At 74.6% G+C, this 19,229-nt stretch carries 19 protein-coding genes, 1 tRNA gene and 1 pseudogene; 5 read left to right on the forward strand and 16 right to left on the reverse strand.

Translation table 11 applies throughout. The features are described 5' to 3' along the window. Nucleotides 1-13: 13 nt before the first annotated feature. Nucleotides 14-571: a type 1 glutamine amidotransferase domain-containing protein gene (locus tag GA0070213_RS13755; protein WP_091062721.1), complete on the reverse strand. Its 558-nt coding sequence runs from the start codon at nt 569-571 to the stop codon at nt 14-16. Nucleotides 572-710: 139 nt separating this feature from the next. Between GA0070213_RS13755 and rfaE2 the strand changes: the two genes are divergently transcribed. Together rfaE2 and GA0070213_RS13765 are read left to right on the forward strand one after the other, a co-directional pair. After that, nucleotides 711-2,786, forward strand: a complete 2,076-nt coding sequence (gene rfaE2 / locus GA0070213_RS13760; RefSeq protein ID WP_091062723.1) for a D-glycero-beta-D-manno-heptose 1-phosphate adenylyltransferase — start codon at nt 711-713, stop codon at nt 2,784-2,786. After that, nucleotides 2,783-3,655 (forward strand): glycosyltransferase family 2 protein, encoded by an 873-nt coding sequence (locus GA0070213_RS13765; RefSeq protein WP_091062725.1) that lies wholly within the window; start codon nt 2,783-2,785, stop codon nt 3,653-3,655. The genes rfaE2 and GA0070213_RS13765 overlap by 4 nt, the downstream gene beginning before the upstream one ends. On the opposite strand, the gene GA0070213_RS13770 is transcribed toward GA0070213_RS13765, so the two are convergent. From GA0070213_RS13770 to GA0070213_RS13780, 3 genes are read right to left on the reverse strand one after another with little or no spacing between them, the layout of a single operon-like run. Then, nucleotides 3,630-4,769 carry a glycosyltransferase family 9 protein gene (locus tag GA0070213_RS13770; RefSeq protein ID WP_425412830.1) on the reverse strand — a complete coding sequence of 380 codons (1,140 nt, stop codon included), beginning with the start codon at nt 4,767-4,769 and terminating at the stop codon, nt 3,630-3,632. The two genes, GA0070213_RS13765 and GA0070213_RS13770, sit on opposite strands and share 26 nt — an antisense overlap. A gap of 43 nt (nt 4,770-4,812) precedes the next feature. Beyond that, nucleotides 4,813-5,340 (reverse strand): Hsp20/alpha crystallin family protein, encoded by a 528-nt coding sequence (locus GA0070213_RS13775; RefSeq protein ID WP_091062727.1) that lies wholly within the window; start codon nt 5,338-5,340, stop codon nt 4,813-4,815. Further along, nucleotides 5,337-5,843 carry a DUF2231 domain-containing protein gene (locus GA0070213_RS13780; protein WP_091063178.1) on the reverse strand — a complete coding sequence of 169 codons (507 nt, stop codon included), beginning with the start codon at nt 5,841-5,843 and terminating at the stop codon, nt 5,337-5,339. Before GA0070213_RS13780 ends, GA0070213_RS13775 begins: the two co-directional genes overlap by 4 nt. A gap of 222 nt (nt 5,844-6,065) precedes the next feature. On the opposite strand from GA0070213_RS13780, the gene GA0070213_RS13785 reads away from it, so the two are divergent. Together GA0070213_RS13785 and GA0070213_RS13790 are read left to right on the forward strand one after the other, a co-directional pair. After that, nucleotides 6,066-6,629 (forward strand): pyridoxamine 5'-phosphate oxidase family protein, encoded by a 564-nt coding sequence (locus tag GA0070213_RS13785; protein WP_245716400.1) that lies wholly within the window; start codon nt 6,066-6,068, stop codon nt 6,627-6,629. A gap of 71 nt (nt 6,630-6,700) precedes the next feature. Beyond that, nucleotides 6,701-7,147, forward strand: a pseudogene (locus GA0070213_RS13790) (SRPBCC family protein); the annotation flags it as partial. Nucleotides 7,148-7,528: 381 nt separating this feature from the next. Here GA0070213_RS13790 and GA0070213_RS13795 read toward each other — a convergent pair. The 6 genes from GA0070213_RS13795 to GA0070213_RS13820 form a co-directional block, all read right to left on the reverse strand. After that, entirely contained in the window at nt 7,529-8,131 is a 603-nt protein-coding gene (locus GA0070213_RS13795; protein ID WP_091062734.1) for a hypothetical protein, read from the reverse strand. Further along, complete coding sequence (locus GA0070213_RS13800) at nt 8,128-8,526, reverse strand: VOC family protein (protein ID WP_091062737.1); 399 nt, start codon at nt 8,524-8,526, stop codon at nt 8,128-8,130. Before GA0070213_RS13800 ends, GA0070213_RS13795 begins: the two co-directional genes overlap by 4 nt. A gap of 95 nt (nt 8,527-8,621) precedes the next feature. Continuing rightward, nucleotides 8,622-9,767: a hypothetical protein gene (locus GA0070213_RS13805; RefSeq protein WP_091062739.1), complete on the reverse strand. Its 1,146-nt coding sequence runs from the start codon at nt 9,765-9,767 to the stop codon at nt 8,622-8,624. Next, a complete protein-coding gene (locus GA0070213_RS13810) occupies nt 9,764-10,270 on the reverse strand; it encodes a SigE family RNA polymerase sigma factor (protein WP_245716380.1) in 507 nt (168 codons plus the stop codon). Before GA0070213_RS13810 ends, GA0070213_RS13805 begins: the two co-directional genes overlap by 4 nt. 106 nt (nt 10,271-10,376) lie before the next feature. After that, nucleotides 10,377-10,802 (reverse strand): hypothetical protein, encoded by a 426-nt coding sequence (locus tag GA0070213_RS13815; RefSeq protein WP_091062742.1) that lies wholly within the window; start codon nt 10,800-10,802, stop codon nt 10,377-10,379. Nucleotides 10,803-11,003: 201 nt separating this feature from the next. Then, nucleotides 11,004-11,077 (reverse strand) — tRNA-Thr (locus GA0070213_RS13820). Nucleotides 11,078-11,089: 12 nt separating this feature from the next. Between GA0070213_RS13820 and GA0070213_RS13825 the strand changes: the two genes are divergently transcribed. Continuing rightward, the gene (locus tag GA0070213_RS13825; protein ID WP_425412827.1) at nt 11,090-12,946 is read left to right on the forward strand and encodes a metallophosphoesterase family protein; all 1,857 of its coding nucleotides are present in this window, start codon (nt 11,090-11,092) and stop codon (nt 12,944-12,946) included. A gap of 52 nt (nt 12,947-12,998) precedes the next feature. Here the strand turns inward: GA0070213_RS13825 and GA0070213_RS13830 are convergent, their stop codons facing one another. The 6 genes from GA0070213_RS13830 to tmk all read right to left on the reverse strand — a co-directional run bounded on the left by GA0070213_RS13830 (nt 12,999) and on the right by tmk (nt 19,187). Further along, a complete protein-coding gene (locus GA0070213_RS13830) occupies nt 12,999-13,844 on the reverse strand; it encodes a PSP1 domain-containing protein (protein ID WP_091062745.1) in 846 nt (281 codons plus the stop codon). A gap of 261 nt (nt 13,845-14,105) precedes the next feature. Continuing rightward, a complete protein-coding gene (locus tag GA0070213_RS13835) occupies nt 14,106-14,774 on the reverse strand; it encodes a hypothetical protein (protein ID WP_091062748.1) in 669 nt (222 codons plus the stop codon). Then, a complete protein-coding gene (locus tag GA0070213_RS13840) occupies nt 14,774-15,079 on the reverse strand; it encodes a hypothetical protein (protein WP_091062751.1) in 306 nt (101 codons plus the stop codon). The genes GA0070213_RS13835 and GA0070213_RS13840 overlap by 1 nt, the downstream gene beginning before the upstream one ends. 1 nt (nt 15,080) lies before the next feature. Then, on the reverse strand, nt 15,081-15,410 hold the full coding sequence (locus GA0070213_RS13845) for a YbaB/EbfC family nucleoid-associated protein (RefSeq protein WP_091062753.1): 330 nt from the start codon (nt 15,408-15,410) through the stop codon (nt 15,081-15,083). Nucleotides 15,411-15,561: 151 nt separating this feature from the next. Continuing rightward, complete coding sequence (locus GA0070213_RS13850) at nt 15,562-16,965, reverse strand: DNA polymerase III subunit delta' (protein WP_091062755.1); 1,404 nt, start codon at nt 16,963-16,965, stop codon at nt 15,562-15,564. Next, entirely contained in the window at nt 16,962-19,187 is a 2,226-nt protein-coding gene (gene tmk / locus GA0070213_RS13855) for a dTMP kinase (RefSeq protein WP_281182292.1), read from the reverse strand. The genes GA0070213_RS13850 and tmk overlap by 4 nt, the downstream gene beginning before the upstream one ends. Nucleotides 19,188-19,229: the final 42 nt, after the last annotated feature.

Raw genomic sequence — 19,229 nt, forward strand, 5'->3', positions numbered from 1 at the left:
GACGTCGAGTTTTTCAGCGCGCGCCGTGCCGACCCTCGGCGAACTCCTCCACGATCTTGGCGCAGAACGCCGGCAGGTCGTCCGGCTTGCGGCTGCTGACCAGCCCGTTGTCGGTGACCACCTCCTGGTCCACCCAGTTGGCGCCGGCGTTGGTGAGGTCGGTGCGCAGGCTCGGCCAGGAGGTGATCGTGCGGCCGCGCACCACGTCCGCCTCGACCAGCGTCCACGGGCCGTGGCAGATCACCCCGACCGGCTTGCCGGCGTCGAAGAACGACTTCACGAACCGGACCGCGTCCGGGTCGGTCCGCAGGAAGTCCGGGTTCGCCACGCCGCCGGGCAGGACCAGAGCGTCGTACGCTCCGGCGTCCGCCTCCTTGGTGGTGACGTCGACCTGGTACTGCTTGCCGTGGTCCAGGTGGTTGAACGCCTGGATCGAGCCGGACTCGATGGAGACCAGCTCCACCTGGGCGCCGGCGTTCTCCACCGCCTCGCGAGGCGTGGTGTACTCGACCTCCTCGACGCCGTCGGCGGCCAGGAAGGCGATCCGCTTGCCCTGAAGTGTCGCTGCCATGCTGCTTCTCCTCTCCGGGGTGTGTCTGGACGGTTCCCCCGGCCGATGCCCCGAAACCGGACGCGACGGGTGGCCCCCGTCGCACCCGACCGCCGGCCGGCCAGGTTTGGCCGGGCGGCGCCGGGGGACCCGGAGGGGCATGGCAGGAGCAGCGGCGGAAGAGCGCCGGCTGGCCACCGTGGTGGCGAGCTGGCAGGAGCGTCCCGTGCTGGTCATCGGCGACGCCATGCTGGACGAGTGGCGGTTCGCCGAGTCGGAGCGCCTCTGCCGGGAGGCCCCCGCGCCGGTCCTCACCCTGCGCCGCCGGATCTCCGCCGCCGGGGGCGCCGCGAACACCGCGGTCAACGTCGCCGCGCTCGGCGGCCGGGCCGCCCTGGTCGCCCCGGTCGGCGCCGACGTCGCCGGCGACGAGCTGCACGACTGCCTGGACCGGGCCGCGGTCTGGGACCGTACGGTGAGCCAGCCCGGCCGGCCCACCCCGGTCAAACGACGGATGCTCGCCGGCAACCAGATCCTGCTCCGGGAGGACTCCGGCGGTCCGGAGGACCCGCTCGACGAAGACGGTGTGGCCCGCCTGCTGACCGCGCTGCACTGCGCCACCGAGGAGCTGCGGGCGGTGGCCGCCGGACGACCGGTCACGCTCGTGGTCTGCGACTACGGCCTGGGTGCGCTGCCCTCGGCGGTACGCGCCTGGCTGGTCGCCAACCGCGACCGGTACGGCACGGTGGCCCTCGACGCGCACGACCTGGCCGACTGGCGCGGCCTCAACCCGACCGTGGTGACCCCCAGCTTCGCCGAGGCGACCCGGCTGCTGGCCCGCGCCGCCGCCGGCTTCGCCCAGGCCGAGCGGGGTGCCGTCGGTGGCGGCGGTGACCTGCACCTGGCCCATCCGGCGGATGCCGACGGCCCGTCCGAGCTGGTGGTCGGCACCGCGCCCGGCGGCGCCGGCGAACGCCCGACCGGCGCGACCGGCGGCCCGGCCCGCGCGACCGGCGGCCCGGGCGGCGGTGCGGGCGGCGGTCCGGGCGGCGGTGCGGGCGGCGGACCGGGCGGCGGCGCGGGCGGCGGACCGGGCGGCGGTCCAGCCGGCATGACCGGCGGACCGGCCGGCGGTCCAGCCGGCACGACCGGCGGTCCGGCCGGTGGTCCAGCCGGCACGACCGGCGGTCCGGCCGGCGGGCGGGCAGGCAGCCCGCATCCGGCGTCCGGGGCACCCACCGGCGACGTTGCCGGGCCCTCCGCGGCGTCCGGGCCGACCGGCGAGCCGACGCCCGGCGAGGAGCGGGTGGCGTTGACCGGGAACGGGCTCAGCGTCACCGGCACCGGGGTGACCGTGAGCGCGTCGGCCGGCGAGGGTGTGGACCGGGCCGTGCTGGCCGAGTCGCGCCTGTCCGAGCTGCGCGCGCACACCGGCGCGGACGTGGTGGCGGTGACCCTGGACACCGAGGGCGCGGTGGTCGGCGGCGCCGACGGCTCACCCCGGCGCAGCCACAGCACCCCGGTCCCGGCCAGCCACGCCGTCGGCGCCGGTGACGCGTACCTGGCGGCGATGACGCTGGCGCTCGCCGCCGAGGCCGGCCTGCCGACCGCGGCGCAGCTCGCCCAGCTCGCCGCCACCATCACCGTGGCCGACACCGGCACCTGCGTGTGCCGGCGGGAGGACCTGCTCGCCGCGCTGGGCACCGCCGGTGAGGAGGCCGGGCACCCGGCCCTGGTCGGCGCCGAGGAGCTGACCGCGCTCGTCACCGAGCACCGCGCGGCGGGCCGGTCGGTGGTGTTCACCAACGGCTGTTTCGACGTGCTGCACCCGGGCCACGTCCGCTACCTGACGCAGGCCCGCGCGCTCGGCGACCTGCTGATCGTGGCGGTCAACTCGGACGGCAGCGTACGGCGACTCAAGGGCCAGGACCGGCCGGTCAACCCGGTCGAGGACCGCACCGCGCTGCTGGCGGCGCTGGCCTGCGTCGACCACGTGGTGATCTTCGAGGAGGACTCGCCGGTCCGGCTGATCGAGGCGGTCCGCCCGGACGTCTACGTCAAGGGCGGCGACTACCCGCCGGAGATGGTGCCGGAGGCACCGCTGGTACGCCGCCTCGGCGGCCAGGTGCGCACGCTCGGCTACGTGCCGGACCGCTCCACCTCGGCGATCATCGACCGCATCCGCGCCCAGTCGCACCAGCACGGCCCCACCGTCGGCGAGAGCAGGCCGGCGTGACCCGACCGCTCGACCCGGGCGCGCCCGAGCAGTTCCGCCACCCCCGGCGGGTCGACGTGCTGATCCCCACCCGCAACCGGCCGGCCGAGCTGGCGGTCACCCTGTCCGGGCTGGCCGCCCAGGAGGGCGTACCCGGGTTCGGGGTGGTGGTCAGCGACCAGTCCGACGGTGACCCCGCGTACGCGCACCCGGCGGCGGCCACCATGGTCCGAGCCCTGCGCCACCGCGGGCACCCGGTGCTGCTGACCCGGCGGCTGCCCCGGCGCGGGCTGGCCGAGCACCGTTCCTACCTGCTGGCGCAGTCGACCGCCCACGCGGTGCTCTGCCTCGACGACGACGTGTGGCTGGAGCCGGGCAGCCTGTCCCGGCTGGTCGGCGCGCTGGACGAGCTGGGCTGCGGGTTCGTCGGCAACGCGGTGCACGGCCTCTCCTACGCCGACGACGTCCGCCCGGACACGCACCGGCACTACGAGGAGTGGGCGGGCCGCCCGGAACCGGAGCGGATCCGCCCGGACACGCCGGAGTGGCACCGGGCGTCGATCCACCCGGCGGCGAACCTGCTGCACGTCACCGAGAAGCTGGCGCTGCCGGCGGGCGCCTGGCGGGCGTACAAGATCTCCTGGATCGGCGGCTGCGTGCTCTACGACCGGGCCAAGCTGGTCGACGCCGGCGGTTTCGACTTCTGGGAGCGGCTGCCCGAGCGGCACCAGGGCGAGGACGTGGCCGCCCAGCTCGCGGTGCTGGAGCGCCACGGCGGCGCCGGCGTGCTGCCCAGCGGCGCCTATCACCTGGAGTCGCCGACCACGGTCACCGAGCGCGACGTGGAGGCGTGGGAGGTCGTGCTCAACGAGTCGAACGCAGAGGTGTGAGCAGCTCGCGGGCCGCCTCGACCACCTCGACGGCCGGCACGTCGGCCACGAACGACACCCGGTGCGGGCAGTCGCCGTCGCCCGGCCGGTGCGGGTAGATCCCCGGCGTGCAGTCGACGCCGCAGACCGGGCACCGGGTGGTCCAGGAGGCGATCGGGCGGTGCCGGCCGCGCAGCGGGGACGCCCCGTTGATCAGGTTGCCGACCCAGAAGATCCCCACCGTGGGTGCGCCCACCGCGGCGGCCAGGTGCAGCGGCCCGGTGTCGTTGGAGATCACCAGCGCGCAGTCCGCGTACGCGGCGGCGAGCGCGCCGAGCCCCAGCGTGCCGACCTGCGGGCGGAGCGGCACACCGGCCGCGGCGACCACCGCGTCGACCGTCTCCCGCTCCACGGGCGTGCCGGTGACCAGCACCTCGTACCCGTCGGCGACCAGCTCCCGGGCGACCTCGGCGAAGCCCTCCGCCGGCCAGCGCCGCCGGGTGTCGGTGGCGCCCGGGTGCAGCGCCACCCGGGGCCGGGTGGGCGCGCCGAGCACCGCGACGGCCTCGGCCCGGTCGGCGTCGGTGACCGCCAGCGTCGGGGTGATGGTGGTGGCCGGCGCCCCGACCAGGGCGGCCACCTCCAGGTAGCGGATCACCTCGTGCTGGTAGTAGACGTAGCGCAGCCAGCGGTCCAGCGGCGGCGCGTCGTCGGCCCGCAGCCCGGCGGTGACCCGGGCGCCGAGGCCGGCGACGAACGGGTTGGAGTTGGCGCCGCCGCCGTGCACCTGCACCGCCAGGTCGAACCGTTCGGCGCGGACGGCGGCCAGGAAACCGGCCGGGTCGACCGGAGACTCGTCGGGCCCGGGTTCGCGGATGCCGGGCCTCGGCGGCACCACCAGCACCCGGTCCACCGGGCCGGGCCGGTCGCGCCAGAGCGCCGCGTGCCACGGCGCGCCGAGCAGCACGATCTCCGCCGAGGGGTACGCGGCCCGCAACGCCTCCAGCGCGGGCAGCACGAAGATGAAGTCGCCGAGCGCGTTGGCCCGCAGCACGGCGATCCGCTCGACGTCCGGCACCCGCTCGCCGACCGGGCCGAGCACCCACGGCGGCCCCGGGTCGCGGCGCGGCGACACACGCGCCGAGCGGGGGTCGTCGGTCGGGTCGTCCACGGCGCGCCTAGGGACGGTCGATCTCGTCGACAGTGGTGTCCGGGTGGTGCAGCTCCCGGTCCGCGGCCGGGTCGGCCCGGCTCGGCGTACGACCGGTGGCGCCGTGCGGGCCGGTGCGGCCGACGGTGATGGTGCGCGGCGCGGGCCGGGCCGCCCGGGGCAGCCGCACCCGCAGCAGGCCGTGGTCCATCACCGCGTCGATCCGCTCCGGGTCGACGCGGGACGGCAGGTCGACGCGGTATTCGAAGCCCCGGGTGGTGAACCCGCCCGGGATGCCCTGGTCGGCGTTGACCTCGGCCTCCGACCGGGCCCGGACGCACAGCTCCCGGTCGTCCAGCTCGACGGCCACCTCCTCCGGTGCCACGCCGGGCAGCCGGACCAGCACCTCCCAGCCGTCGGCCACCTCGGACGTCTCCACGTCGGGGGTGCCGGAGCGACCGCCGACCAGGCGGCTCAGCTCGGAGCGCAGCGACTGCAGCTCGCCCATCGGGTCCCAGCCCTGCTGGCGGCCGAGCCAGCTCCGCGGTTCCGTCATCGCACGTCTCCGATCCGCTGGTTGGCCGGGCCGGGTCGCAGCGAACTGGACGCGTTGAGGTCGTGCTCCGGGTCGACGCCGACGCCGAGCCGGTCCACCAGTTCGCCGCCGAGCCAGGCGCTGATCCCGAGGATCGCCACGGCGACCACCTCGATGGCGATCAGGGCGCCACCGGCCGCCCGCGAGTCGGCGTTGAGACGAACCACCCAGACGGCGGCGAAGAGCAGGATCACCGCGATGTTCGCGGCGGCGTGGAGGAGCCCGACCCGCTTCGCCCGGGTGCCGGTCGGCAGCGCGAGCAGGTCGAACGCGCCGGCCACGGCGGCCAGCAGGCCACCGATCAGACCGACGGTGATGTTCCAGTAGGCGACCTCGCCGAGGAAGTCCGGCCCGCCCACGGTGTCGACCACGTCGAAGATCACCGCGGTCACCAGGAGCGCGACCGGGAACATCACCAGCATCGGATGCACGGGATGGCCGAGCACCTTCAGTCGGCTCTCCATCTCGACCTCCAACCGTCGCGTCCGGACACGCGCTGTGATCCGGTCCCTACCCGGCGACATCGGGGGCAAACCCGGCGGCCGACGTGCTCCTAGACTGACCATGGCGGATCCCGACCCGTCGCGGGCCGGAACCGTCGTCAAGGTCAACGGACGGGGGAGGCAGACGTGACGACGCACGAGATCACCAGCCCGGAGGAACTACGCGACCTGTTGGGCTCGCCGATGCCGCGGGCGCTGGCGAAGGAACGCCGCACGCTGCACCGGCGTGACCGGGAGTGGCTGGCCGCCTCGCCGTTCTGCCTGGTCGCCACCGCCGGCGCGGACGGCGCCTGCGACGTCTCCCCCAAGGGTGACCCGCCCGGCTTCGCGCTGGTGCTCGACGACACCACGGTGGCCATCCCGGAGCGGCCCGGCAACCGGCGCGCCGACGGCTACCGCAACATCCTTCAGAACCCGCACGTCGGGCTGATCTTCCTGATTCCCGGGCGCACCGACACGCTGCGGATCAACGGCCGGGCCCGGCTGGTGCGCGACGCGCCCTGGTTCGCCGACATGGAGATCAAGGGCCACCGGCCGGTGCTCGCCGTCGAGGTGGCCGTCGAGCAGATCTTCTACCACTGCGCCAAGGCGTTCCTCCGCTCCGAGCTGTGGCAGCCGGCGACCTGGCGGCCGGACGCGCTGCCGACCCGGCCCCGGCTGGTCAAGGAGGTCGAGGCGCCCGCGGAGAGCCTGGCCGACCTGGAACGGCACTACGGCCCCGACTACGCGAAGAAGCTCTACGTCTGAACGCCGGCCGGTTAGGCCGGATCCGCCGGGGTACGGATCCGGTGTAGACGACGGGACGACAAGGAGTGGTCATGACCAGGAAGGTGGAGAAGTCCATCGACGTCGACGTGCCGGTCAGCACCGCCTACAACCAGTGGACCCAGTTCGAGGACTTCCCGCGGTTCATGGGCGGCGTGCGGGAGGTACGACAGATCGACGACCGGCGGATGCACTGGGTTGCCGAGATCGCCGGCGTGCAGCGCGAGTGGGACGCCACCATCGTCGAGCAGGTGCCGGACCGGTCGGTCGCGTGGGCGGCCACCGGCGGCAAGGCGAACGCCGGCATGGTCCGGTTCGCGCCGATCGACGCCGGCCACACCCAGGTCCAGCTCCTGCTGGAGTACGAGCCGGAGGGCCTCGTCGAGCAGGCCGGCGAGAGGCTGCACCTGGTGGACCGGCAGGCCGAGTCCGACCTGGAGCGGTTCAAGGAATTCATCGAGGGTCGCCAGGCGGAGTCGGGCGGCTGGCGCGGCACCATCGCCCCGGGCGGCATCCCCGAGCCGTCCGCCGAGGTCGGCCCGGCCGAGCCGGCGGCCCGACACCGCGCGGACACCGACGAGGAACCGCCGCCGCCGGAGACCGAACCGGAGTACGCGCCGACCGGCGCGTACCCGCCTCGATAGACCTTCTTCCGCCCTGCCGGAGTGGGCCCGGTGGGCCGGCCGATTCGGCCGCGCCCGCCGGGCTCCCTTCGTTACTCGCTGTAGTAGAAGTCGGCCGCCTCGGCCGCGCCCGACGGTTCGCTGATCTTCATGGCCGTCCCGTGCCCGCTCAACGTGGTGACCAGCGCCAGCTTCGGCCCCGTACTCGGCGTCGTACAGTAGCGGAACCGGCGGGGCGGCCGGTGCCCGCGAGAGCGGTCAGCGGCAGTCCACCTCGTGCAGGGCGGGCCAGACCGGCTGACCGACGTCGCCGTGCAGGATCAGGCTGCCGCCGTCGTCGCTCCACCTCAGCTCGTACGCGTGGTCGGTGATCGGGGTGCCGCCGTCGTCGGCGGTCCACGTGCTCACCTGCCATCCGATCCCGGTCGCCGGGACGGCGTACACCTCACCACCGCCGGCGAAGAGGAACGACGTCTGCCGGGCCACCGCCCGGCAGCCGTCCGGTCCGCCCGGCTCCAGCACGCGGTAGGTGGCGGACAGGTCGTCGAGCAGGCCGAGGCCGGTCCCCAGCCAGGCGAGGACGGTCAGCAGCGTGAGCACCCGGCGGATCCGCACGCTCCGTCCCACGTCGTCCGGCACGCGCGCCCACCTGTCGACGAGGTGCCAGAACGGTGTGATCACCAGCGGTGTGAGCAGCAGGGCGCCGCTCACCAGCCAGGTGGGGACGACCCGGCCGGCGACCACCAGCACCATGCCGCCCCAGGAACCGACCACCACGAGCAGCGCGAGCAGGACACCGGCGGCGGCGACGGGTACGGGCGGCCCGGTCGGCTCTGTCCCACCGCGTGCCGCCGGCCTCACGCCGTCGTCACCATCCACAGGTGACCGTCCGGGTCGGCGAACGCGGCGGTGTAGCCCCACGGCTGCTCGGCCGGCGGCGTCACCACGCGGGCGCCCGCGACCCGGGCCCGGTCGACGATCCCCCGGACCTCGTCGGGGTCTCCGGCGACCCAGCTCAGCACGCACTCGCTGTGGCCCCGCTCGGCGACCTCGTGGTCGCCGATCACCCAACCGAAGCCCCCGCTCGGCACCAGCATCAGCCGCAGGCCGTCGTTCACGGCGAACTGCAGCGGCTCGGGAATCCCGTCCGCCGCCGGCTCACCGATGGCCGTCCAGCCGAGAGCGTCGACGTAGAAGCGGTGTGACGTCGCGCGGTCGGCGATCGGCAGGCTGACGGTCACGGTCGGATCGGCCATGGTGGCAACTCCAGGTCTGCGCGAAGAGGAACGGTCATCGAGGTGGACCGCGCGGCCGGTCCGAACTCATCGGTCACTCCCCCGACGCCCGCCGGTCAATCGAGACCCGGCGCGAAGCCGACCTGCCAACCCGCCACGGCGAAGCTGTCGGCGACGACCGTGACGGTCACCCGTTTCCCGGTCCGGACCGGCACCTTGAACCGGGGCGGCAGATCGTACTCGGAGGCCAACGCGCTTCCTGTCCCGCACTCGCCGGACCAGTCGTAGAACGCCCGCCGCTCCACCTCCTTCCCGTCGACCAGCACGCGGATCCGACCGGGCGCCACGGCGCACACGTAGATGTTCAACTGCAGCGGCATGGCCAGGTCGAGCCGGTACGAGCCGTTCGGCGACGCGGCGGTGCGGGCGTCGACCGCACCGAGTTCGGTCGGGAAGGGCACACCAGGATTCCCCGTCGCCGACTCGGCGACGGCGTCCAGATCGACCAGTTCGGGTGGCCGGGGCGGCATCGGGAACTGCTCGAACGGCACCGGCGTGTAGACGCCGACCGCCATCGTGCCGGCGAGGTGGGTCGCGGCGCCCGGCCGGGCATCCGCGTTGTCGGTCGCCAGCGGCTTGCCGATCCTGACCACGATCGTCACCGGCTTCCCGGCACGGATTCCCAGTTCACTCCACTGGACGTAGTGTCCGCTCATCCCGGCGTCGACGAGCGCCGGCCCCGGCAGCAGCGACGAGCCGCAGTCTCCGGTGCCGACGACCTTCCTGCCGACCGTGACCTGGATCAGGTGGTCGGATCGACCGGGCACCGCCCCCGCACGCAGCCGGTCGTCACAGTTGATGCCCAGCCGGAAGTCCGTGGCGTCCGGCGTGAACGTCAGGGTGACGGTCGACTGCCCCGGCAGGACCACCTCGCGCGCCAGCACCCGATGATGCCCGCGGAGGTACTCCGGGAGCAGCTCACCGGCGGGCGTGGGCGCCGGACCCGGCGTGGCGGTCGGGGCCGGCGACGCCGAGGACGTGCTGGCCAGCGGCGACGGCGTCGAGTCGACGGGCTGACGCGCGACCAGACCCACCGAGGTCGCGGTGCTCGCCACCAGCACGGCGGCGGCGACGCCGGCGGCGCGCACCCGCCGCTGTCGGGTGATGCGACGGTGCAGCTTCATCAGGCGGTCCTCGCCGGACGGAACCTCCGCGCTCTGCGCCGTCAGGAGACGGCGTAGGCGCTCCTCTTCGACGGTCATCGGATGAGCTCCTTCTCGTCCCGGCGGTCGGCAAGTGCGGGGTGCGCGCGCAGCTTGGCCAGGCCCTTGCTGGCCTGGCTCTTGACGGTGCCGACGCTGATGTGGAGCGTCTCGGCGATCTGCGCCTCGGTGAGGTCCTCGAAGTAGCGGAGCACGAGGACCGCCCGCTGCCGCCGGGGAAGCTCCGCGAGCATCCGCCACAACGCGTCCCGCTCGACGTACTGCGTGACCCGGTCGGCCGCCTCGACGCGCTCGGGCACCGCCTGCGGGATCTCCCCGGTCCAGCGACGGCGGCGCCACGACAGGTAGGTGTTCACGATGGTCCGACGGACGTACGCCTCGGCGTCCCCGCGTACCCGGGACCACGCGAACCAGACCTTGACCAGGGCCGTCTGGAGCAGGTCCTCGGCCGCCGCCCAGTCGCCGGTGAGCAGATAGGCGACGCGCAGCAACCGGGGCGATCGGTCGACCACGAACTGGTCGTACTCGGTGCGGTCGGCCAACCGTCCTCCTCCGTCGGGCCTGCACCTCATCTACGCGTTGGCCCGAGGCGAGGGTTGCCTCGGGCGACACCTACGCTCACTCGTCCCACCGGGCGCCACCCGCCGGTCACCTGCCTCGCCCGATGCCGCCCCGGGTCCACGCCGCCATGAATCGGCCTACGGTGATCGGCCCGGCCCGGCGCAGGTAGAGCACCATCAGTGCCAGTCCGCCACCGCCCGTCGTGAGGAGCAGCCAACGGGGCAACTCGCGCGACACCGGAGCCGGGGCGCAGTGGGTGGGTGTGTAGTCGACGGTCATCTGTGTGTTCAAGCGAGGGAGGTGCTCTCCGGGAAACGCCGTTCGGTCGATGCCACAGAAGACCGGTCCGTCGGTCGCATCGACTCGGAGCAGCGCCACGGCAGGGCGGCCGGCGCTATCCTGCTCCAAGGCGAGCACGGTGCCTGGGACCAACTCGCCCGCCGGCGGCGGCGGTCCCAGATCGGCGAACAGGCCCGCCAGGAGAAGCGCGGTCGAGGCCATGACGCCGGCCATGGTCGACCTGGGCCACAGCGGCAGCTGAGATGCTCGCCGCCGCTTGCGGCCGGAGAGAGGCATGGCCGGACACTAGCCCGGACGATCAAGGCGGTTCCCCTCCGCGCCACTGCCCGCGACCGGCCGTGGCAGCACGGACGGCGGCGTGACCGGCCTCGGGAAACGGCGAAGCCCAGGCCGATGACCTGGGCTTCCGTACCGAGCCGCCTGACGGAATCGAACCGTCGACCTACGCATTACGAGTGCGTCGCTCTAGCCGACTGAGCTAAGGCGGCAACGATCGTCAAGTGTACGGCACGCCCGGCCGGGAGCCGAACGGGATCCCCCTCGTCCGGAACCGGACATCAAGGCCCAGCCGGCGCGACTCGGGAGAGACTTCCCGCCCGGTGCGGACTACCCTGCGGCGGGTGAGCGACGATCACGTACCGCCGCGACAGCCGGACCCCGAGACGCGCCCCGGTGAGCGGGCCACCCGTCGGCCGCACAGCCTGGACCCGCGAGAGCTGGGGTTCACCCCGCGCCGGCCGGTGCCCTGGCTCGCGCCGCTGCTGCTGATCAGCACCGGCCTGCGGACGCTGCTGGCCATGCTGTTCGGGGCGTACCTGGACAAGCGGGAACTCCAGAACGCGTTCGGCGACGACACGTTCCGGCAGGTCGGGCCGGACGGCGGGCTCTGGTTGGACTACGTGGCCGACCTGGGCGACGGCTTCGACGCCACCTACTCGATCGCCTACCTGCTCGCCCAGCCGGAGCTGACCGTGGACGGGCACCGGCTGCCCCGGGCGCAGACGCTGGTGATGGGCGGCGACCAGGTCTACCCGTCGGCCGCTTACGAGGCGTACGAGGACCGGGCCAAGGGCCCGTACCAGGCGGCGTTGCCGGTCGCGCCGCCGGAACGCCCGACGCTCTTCGCGGTGCCGGGCAACCACGACTGGTACGACGGGCTGACCGCGTTCCTGCGCCTGTTCGTGCGGTCCCGGGACCGCCACTTCGGTGGCTGGGGCACCGGCCAGTACCGCTCGTACTTCGCTGTCGAACTGCCGGCCGGATGGTGGCTGCTGGGTCTCGACGACCAGTCCGGGTCGTACCTGGACGATCCGCAGCTCACCTACTTCGACGAGGTGGCCCGCAAGCTCACCCCACGGTCCCGGGTGATCGTGGCGGTGCCGGCGCCGACGTGGGTCAAGGCCGCCGAACATCCCAACGCGTACGACTCGGTCGACTACTTCATCCGTACCATCGTGGCGCCCACCGGGGCGCAGGTCCGGGTGCTGGTCTCCGGCGACCTGCACCACTACGCCCGGTACGAGGGCCCGGAGCGGCAGCTCATCACGTGCGGCGGCGGTGGCGCCTACCTGTATCCCACGCACAGGCTGCCGGAGAAGCTGGAGGTGCCGCCGCGGGACACGCTGACCCGGCGCGCCAGCCGCACCCGCGAGTACGACCTGGCCGCCCGCTATCCGGAGAAGGCGCGTTCCCGCCGGTACGGCTGGGGCATCTTCGGCCGGCTGCCGTTCCGCAACCCGGGTTTCACCACGCTGCTGGGCACCCTGCACACGCTGCTCATGCTGGCCATGGCCGGGGTGGCGGCGCAGCGGGCCGACTCCACCGCGCAGCGACTGTTCAGCGTCCCGCTGGTGGCGATGCTGGTGGTGACGCTGCTGGGGGCGGCGTTCTTCGCCAAGCCGCCGAGCGCGGGCGGGAAGCGGCACGCCCGGCACTGGATCCTCGGGGTGGCGCACGGGGTGGCCCACGTGGCGCTGGCGGCCGGCGGCACCTGGGTCTGGTTGCACCTGCCGTTCTACGAGTGGCCGTGGCCGTTGCCGGCGGTCGCGGCGGTGGTGCTGTACGGCCCGGTCAGCGGGCTGGTCGCCAGCCAGTTGGTGGCGCTCTACCTGCTGGTGGCGGGCGCGTTCGGGGTGAACCTGAACGAGCTCTTCGCCGGCCAGGGCATCGAGGACTCGAAGGCGTTCCTCCGGTTCCGCTTCGACCCCGACGGCACCCTCACCATCTATCCGATCGCCCTGGACCGGGTCGCCCACGCCTGGCAGCTCAACCCCGACCAGTCCCCCACGGCCTCCTGGCTGACCCCGAAAACCCCGCTGGCCCCCCGCCTGGCCGAACCCCCCATCACCCTCCGCTGACCCTGACCCTCAACTTCACGACCCACGCCCAGGGGGATGCGCGGGGGGTGGGTCAGGGGGAGGGGTTGTAGTGCTGGTCGTGGGACTGGCGGGGGGCGCAGACGGAGGCGCGGCTGCACTGGCAGCGGGAGCCGTCGGCGTCGAGACGGACCGTGACGGCGTCGCGCGGGACGCTGTGGCCGACCACCTTGCCCTCACCCTGGGGGGTGTCGACGCGGGTGCCGACCGCCGGGGCGGACTCCTGGAACCGCTGGTAGAGCGGGTGCTCGTATTTCAGGCAGCACATCAGGCGACCGCACGCGCCGGAGATGCGCAGCGGGTTGAGCGGTAGGTCCTGGTCCTTCGCCATCCGGATCGTCACCGGCTCGAAGTCGGTGAGGAACGTGGCGCAGCACAGGTCACGCCCGCAGGAGCCGATGCCGCCCTGCACCCGCGCCGAGTCGCGGGCGGAGAGCTGCCGCAGCTCGACCCGGCAGTGCAGGGTCGCCCCCAGGTCGCGCACGAGGGAACGGAAGTCCACCCGGTGCGGCGCGGTGAAGTAGATGGTGGTGCGGTCGCTGCCGGTCTCCGGCGTGCCGAGGACATGGTCGACGGCGACCACCTTCATCGGCAGGCCGTGCTCCCGGATCAGCCGCTTGGCGGCCACCTTGGCGTCGGCCTTGCGCCGGCGCAGCACCTCGTCGCGGCGCATGTCCTCGTCACCGGCCGGGCCGGCCAGCTTGGGGAAACCGTCGGTGTCCTCGCTGACCCACTGCGCCGCCCAGACGCACTCGGCCACCTCGGGACCGTCGTCGGTGGGCACCAGCACCCGGTCGCCCACCTGCGGGCGCAGCTCACCCGGGTCGAGGTAGTAGAGGCGCCCGTACCGGTTGAAGCTGACCGCGCAGAGCATGCCCATGCGCCTACCCTACGCGGGCCCGCGCGCCCGGACGGCTCACCGGTCGCCGTCCGGTCACACCGCGCAGCGATCCATCCCGGTCGACCCGACCGAAGCGACGTCCACCCCTCGCCCGGACGGTTGAAACCTGGGCCGGCCCCGGGACAAACGCCGGCCGACCGCGTTGAGTGAAGGCATACCTGCGGGGGGTGCAGGGGAAGGCCACGGCGTCGCACGCCGGTGCCCGGCCACGGCCGGATCGGCGTGCGACGCCGTGGACCGTCAGTAGCCGATCCGGGTGGTGCCGCCGTGGCGCGGCGCGGCGACGGCGCGGTCCCGCCAGGTCGTCTCCGCCAGGCTCGGCCCCCACTGGCGCAGCAACGTCTCGGCCCCGTCGTAGGCCACCCCGAGCACACCCAGCACCCGGGTGGCGATCTCCGCCGCCGCGGCGGCACCCGCCGGGCCGGCCTCGACCCCGGGTCGGGCGGCGGCGTGCACGGCGACCGCCTCGGCCGAGCCGATCACCTCGGCGAGCGCCCGCGCCAGCGCCGCCCGGCTGCTCTCCACCCAACCGGCCAGCGCGTCCGCGTAGCCCGCGGTCGACTCCAACCGGCCGACCAGGCTCTCCGGCCCCTCGTCGAGGTGCCGGAGCAGCGCGGTGCGCGCGTCGTCGTAGGCCGCGGCGGCCGACCCGGACCAGGCGACCTGGTCGGCGAGGACGGCACAGGCGTCGTCGTATCCCCGGACGAGCCGGCGCACGGCGTGGCCGGCGCCGGTCAGCGGCGCGGGGTGCAGTTCGAGGAACTCGCGCACGGCCGCGCCGGGGAGCACCTGCATCCGGCGCAGCAGCGGCCAGAGCCGGTGCCCCTCGGGCGCACCGGCGGCGAGCAGCGTGTCGACCCGGGTGAGCAGGTCGAGGCCCGGCTCGGCGAGGCGGTCCAGCGCGTCCATCAGGCCTCCCGGGCCAGCCGGCGCGCCACCGCGTCGTCGGCCGCCGCGTAACGCTCGGCGGCGCTGCGCAGCGCCGCCGCGGCGGCGGCCAGCCGGTGGGCGGCGGCCTGCGCCTCACGCGCCCGGTCGGCGGTGGCGGCGGTCCACTGCCGGTGCAGGGCCCGCCCCACCTCGCCGGGACGGCCGGCGGCCTGGGCGCCGAACGCCGGGTGCGGCGGGTCGGTGGCGGTCACCGTGCGGGCCAGCGTGGCGAGCGTGGCGCCGGCGTCGTCGAGGCGGGCGGCCAGCGCGCGCAGCGATTCCATGTCAGGCTCCCGCCAGCGGCCGGTAGGCCGCGAAGGTCTCGTTGTGCAGCTTCTCCCGGGCCCACTGCGCCGCGTCGGCGGCGGCGGTGACCGCGGCCTGCACCGAGTTGGCCACGTCGCGCGGGTGGCGCTGGTGCAGCGGACCGAGGAAGCGGACGTCGGTGATCCGCCCGCCGGCGGTGACCACCACCTCGACCAGGCCGTCGGGTGAACGGACGGTGACCTCCACCGTGGCGACCGCCTGGTCGAACTCGGCCTGCTGGGCTTCGATGCGGCGATAGCGCCGCACCGCCTCCTCGATCCAGGCCTCGTCGATCTCCCCCCGCGCCATCGGCGCACTCCTCCCGGCCGGTCGGCGCCGCCGGCCCCACCCCGGCGCCACCCTCACTGAGCGTGCCGCCTCGGTCACCGCGGCATCACCGGACCGTACCGCACGTCAATCGCGCGTGTCGATGCCCTGTGGACAGCGTGCGGACGGGCGGTCAACCCCGCCAGAGGGAGAGCATCATCGCCTCGACCGCGATCCGTGGCTTGACGTTCGCCTCGATCGCCGCGCGGCACTCCAGCACCGCCTCCAGGCGGCGCAGCGAGCCCTCGGCGTCCCACTTCTGGGCGCCGGCCGCAGCCGTCGTCGCGGTGTCGGTGTGCACCGGGGCGACCGGGGCCCGCAGCGCCACGGTGAGCGCGTCGCGGTAGAAACCGGCCAGGTCGACCAGCGCCCGGTCGAGCGCGTCCCGCTGGGCCCGGGTGGCCCGCGACTTCTGCCGCTTCTCCAGCTCCTTGAGCTGGCCGGCGGCGCCCCGCATGGCCCCGGCCGCGCCGCGGCCGGTGCCGCCCGCACCGAGCGCGGTCTGCAACGCCGCCCGCTCCGTCTCGTCGGCCTCCGCGACCGAGGCGGCGGCCTCCGCCTCGGCGGCCTCGATCAGCGCCGAGGCGGCGTCGAACGCCGCGCCCACGCCGGTGAGCCGGCGCGGCACGGCGAGCACGGCCTCCCGCCGCTGCCGGGCCTCCGGGTCGCGGGCCAGCCGCCGGGCCCGGCCGACGTGCCCCTGCGCGGCTGCGGCGGCCCACTGCGCCACGTCGGGGGCGATGCCGTCCCGCCGGACCAGCATCTCGGCCACCGCGCCGGCCGGCGGCTGGCGCAGCGGCACGACCCGGCACCGCGACCGGATGGTCACCGAGATGTCGTCCGGGTGGGTGGACGGGGCGCAGAGCAGGAAGACGGTACGCGGCGGCGGCTCCTCGACCGCCTTGAGCAGCGCGTTGCCGGCGGCCTCGGTGAGCCGGTCGGCGTCCTCGATGATGACCACCTGCCAGCGACCACCGGAGGGCGTGCTCGCCGCGCGCAGCACCAGCGCGCGCATCTCGCCGACCGAGATGGAGAGCCCCTCGGGCACCACGAGCCGCACGTCGGCGTGGGTGCCGGCCAGCGTGGTGTGGCAGCCGGGACAGGTGCCGCAGCCGGTGCCGTGCACGCACTGCAGGGCGGCGGCGAACGCGCGGGCGGCCACCGAGCGGCCGGAGCCGGGCGGCCCGGTGAAGATCCAGGCGTGCGTCATCCCGGCGCCCGGGTCGGCCCCGGCGGCGGCCACCTCGCCCGACCCACCACCGGACGCGCCCGGGTCACCGCCGGACGCGCCCGGGTCACCGCCAGGCACGCCTCGGTCACCGCCGGACGCGCCCGCGCCGAGCGCGCGCGGGTCGCCGGGCTCGTCGAACTGCTCGGCGAGCGCGTCGAGGTCGTCGTACCCGTCGGTGTCCCCGCCGCCGGCGGGCGTCGCGACGGGCGCGCCGGCCCGCAGCAGCGCGGCGGCCGACGCGGCGGCCCGCCGCAGCGTCGCCACCGCCTCGTCCTGCCCGACCAGGTCGGCGAAGACGTCCGTCATCTTCGGCGTTGCTCCATCGTCACCAGCTCCGATTCGGATAACTCGGGCTGGACCGAGGTGTCCGGACCCTGTGCCGGGCGCGGGTGCACGATCCCGGCCGGGTCGACGAGGAACTCGCCCACCCGGCGCGCGACCGCGTCGGCGATCTCCCCGACCGGGCGCGACGCGTCGAGCACCAGGTAACGCTTCGGGTCGCCGGCGGCCAGGTCGAGGAACGCGTAGCGGACCCGCTCGTGGAACGCCACCGACTCGGCCTCCAGCCGGTCGGCGTCCTCGCTGCGGGCCGCCACCCGGCCCAGCCCGGTGTGCGGGTCGACGTCGAGCAGGACCACCAGGTCGGGCTTGAGCCCACCGGTGGCCCAGGAGGAGAGCCAGGAGACCTCGTCGACCGGCAACGTCCGGCCGGCGCCCTGATAGGCCAGGGACGAGTCGACGTAGCGGTCGCTGATCACCACGGCGCCGCGGACCAGCGCCGGGCGGACCACGGTGGCCACGTGGTGGGCCCGGTCGGCGGCGTAGAGCAGCGCCTCCGCGCGCGGCGACGGCGCGTCGTCGGCAGCGGTGCCCAGCACCAGCGAGCGGATCCGCTCGCCGACCCCGGTCGCGCCCGGCTCGCGGGTCACCACGACCTCCCGGCCCCCGCCACGCAGGCGCTCGGCGAGCGCGGCGAGCTGGGTGGACTTGCCGGCGCCCTCGCCGCCCTCGAAGACCACGAACAGGCCGGAGGAGACGAACGGCTCGGCCGGCATCAGCGGGCGGCCCCGGATCGAGCCCCACAGGTCGGCGAGGACCGGCACGCCCTTCTTGTCGTCCATCTGGCCGAACGCGCTGATCCCCGCGAAGATGCCGGCCGCACCGGCGGCGAGCAGCAGAAGCCGGGTCGAGGAGATGGAGATGCCCAGGTCGGCGATGGTGAGCTGGCGGGAACCGCCGACGCCGACCAGGAGGCTGCTCAGCGCGATGGCCAGGATCAGCACCAGCCGGGTGCCGATCTGCACCACCGCGAAGACCCGGCCGCGCACCTCGTCGGCGACCTCGCCGCCGAGCAGCGTGGTGCCGGCCAGGAACGCCATGCCGGCACCGGCCCCGACCAGGATCGCGCCGACGATGGCCATGGACAGGTGGATGGCGAACGCGAGCACCAGCACGGACGCGCTGGCCAGCACGATGCTCATGCCGAACCAGCGACGGCGGGACATGTCCCGCACGATCATCGGGCCGAGCCCGATGCCGAGCGCCAGACCGACGAAGATCGCCCCGAAGAGCAGCGAGAACGCGGCGTCACCGGCGCCGAGCGAGTTGGCGAAGAACTTGGCCGTGCCGACCACGATGCCGCCACCGGCGAACGCGCCGAAGATGCCGAGCACCAGGCCGCGCACCAGCGGCGTCTGGCCGATGAACTTCCAGCCCTCGGCGAACTGGCGGAACATGCTCTGCTCGGCGCGCTCCCCCTCGCCGCGCTGCGCCTCGCTGATCTCCTTGATCCCGAACGCCACCACCAGCGCGGTGGCGAGCCGGGAGAAGGCGTTGAACCAGAGCGCGAGCTGGGCCGGCTCGGCCCAGTCGGGCAGGTCGCCGCCGACCGCCCCGCGTACGCCGCGGTCCAGCACGGCCAGCGCGATCGCGGCGGCCACCGGGGTCAGGCCGTACGTGGTGATCAGGGTGAGCTGGTTGGCCGCCTCCAGCCGGGTGCGCGGGATCAGGTTGGGGACCGCCGCCTCCTTGGCCGGGATCCACAGCAACGTGATCGACTCGATCAGGAAGGTGGCGATCAGCGCCCAGCCGACCACCAGGCCACCGGCGGCACCGGTCAGCGCGTAGAGCGGGATCGAGGCGAACAGCACGAAGCGCAGCAGGTCGCAGATGACCATGGTCCACCGGCGGTCGAACCGGTCGGCGAAGACGCCCGCGATCGGGCCGAGCACCAGCGCCGGCAGCAGCCGGATCGCGGTCACGCCGCCGAAGGCCGCGCCCTGGGCCGTGCTGCCGGACACCTGCGAGGCGGCGAACAGGGCGGTGGCGAGCAGGCCGAGCCAGTCGCCGAAGGAGGCCGCGCTGAGCACGAGCCACAGCCGGCGGAACGGCCGGATGCGCAGCACCGAGCGGATCGCGGCGATGCCGGACCGGTCGGCCTGTGTGCCGGGCGACGACACGCCGGACGACTCGCCGTTCTTCTGGCTTTCGATGGCCGTACCTCCACGTGCCGGCCCAGGTCTGGGCATCCCCGGTGGAACACTCTAGTCGCGCGGAGGGCGTCGCCCCCC

Origin of the sequence: Micromonospora humi (assembly GCF_900090105.1) — a bacterium.
In the GTDB taxonomy this organism is placed as follows: Bacteria; Actinomycetota; Actinomycetes; order Mycobacteriales; family Micromonosporaceae; genus Micromonospora; species Micromonospora humi.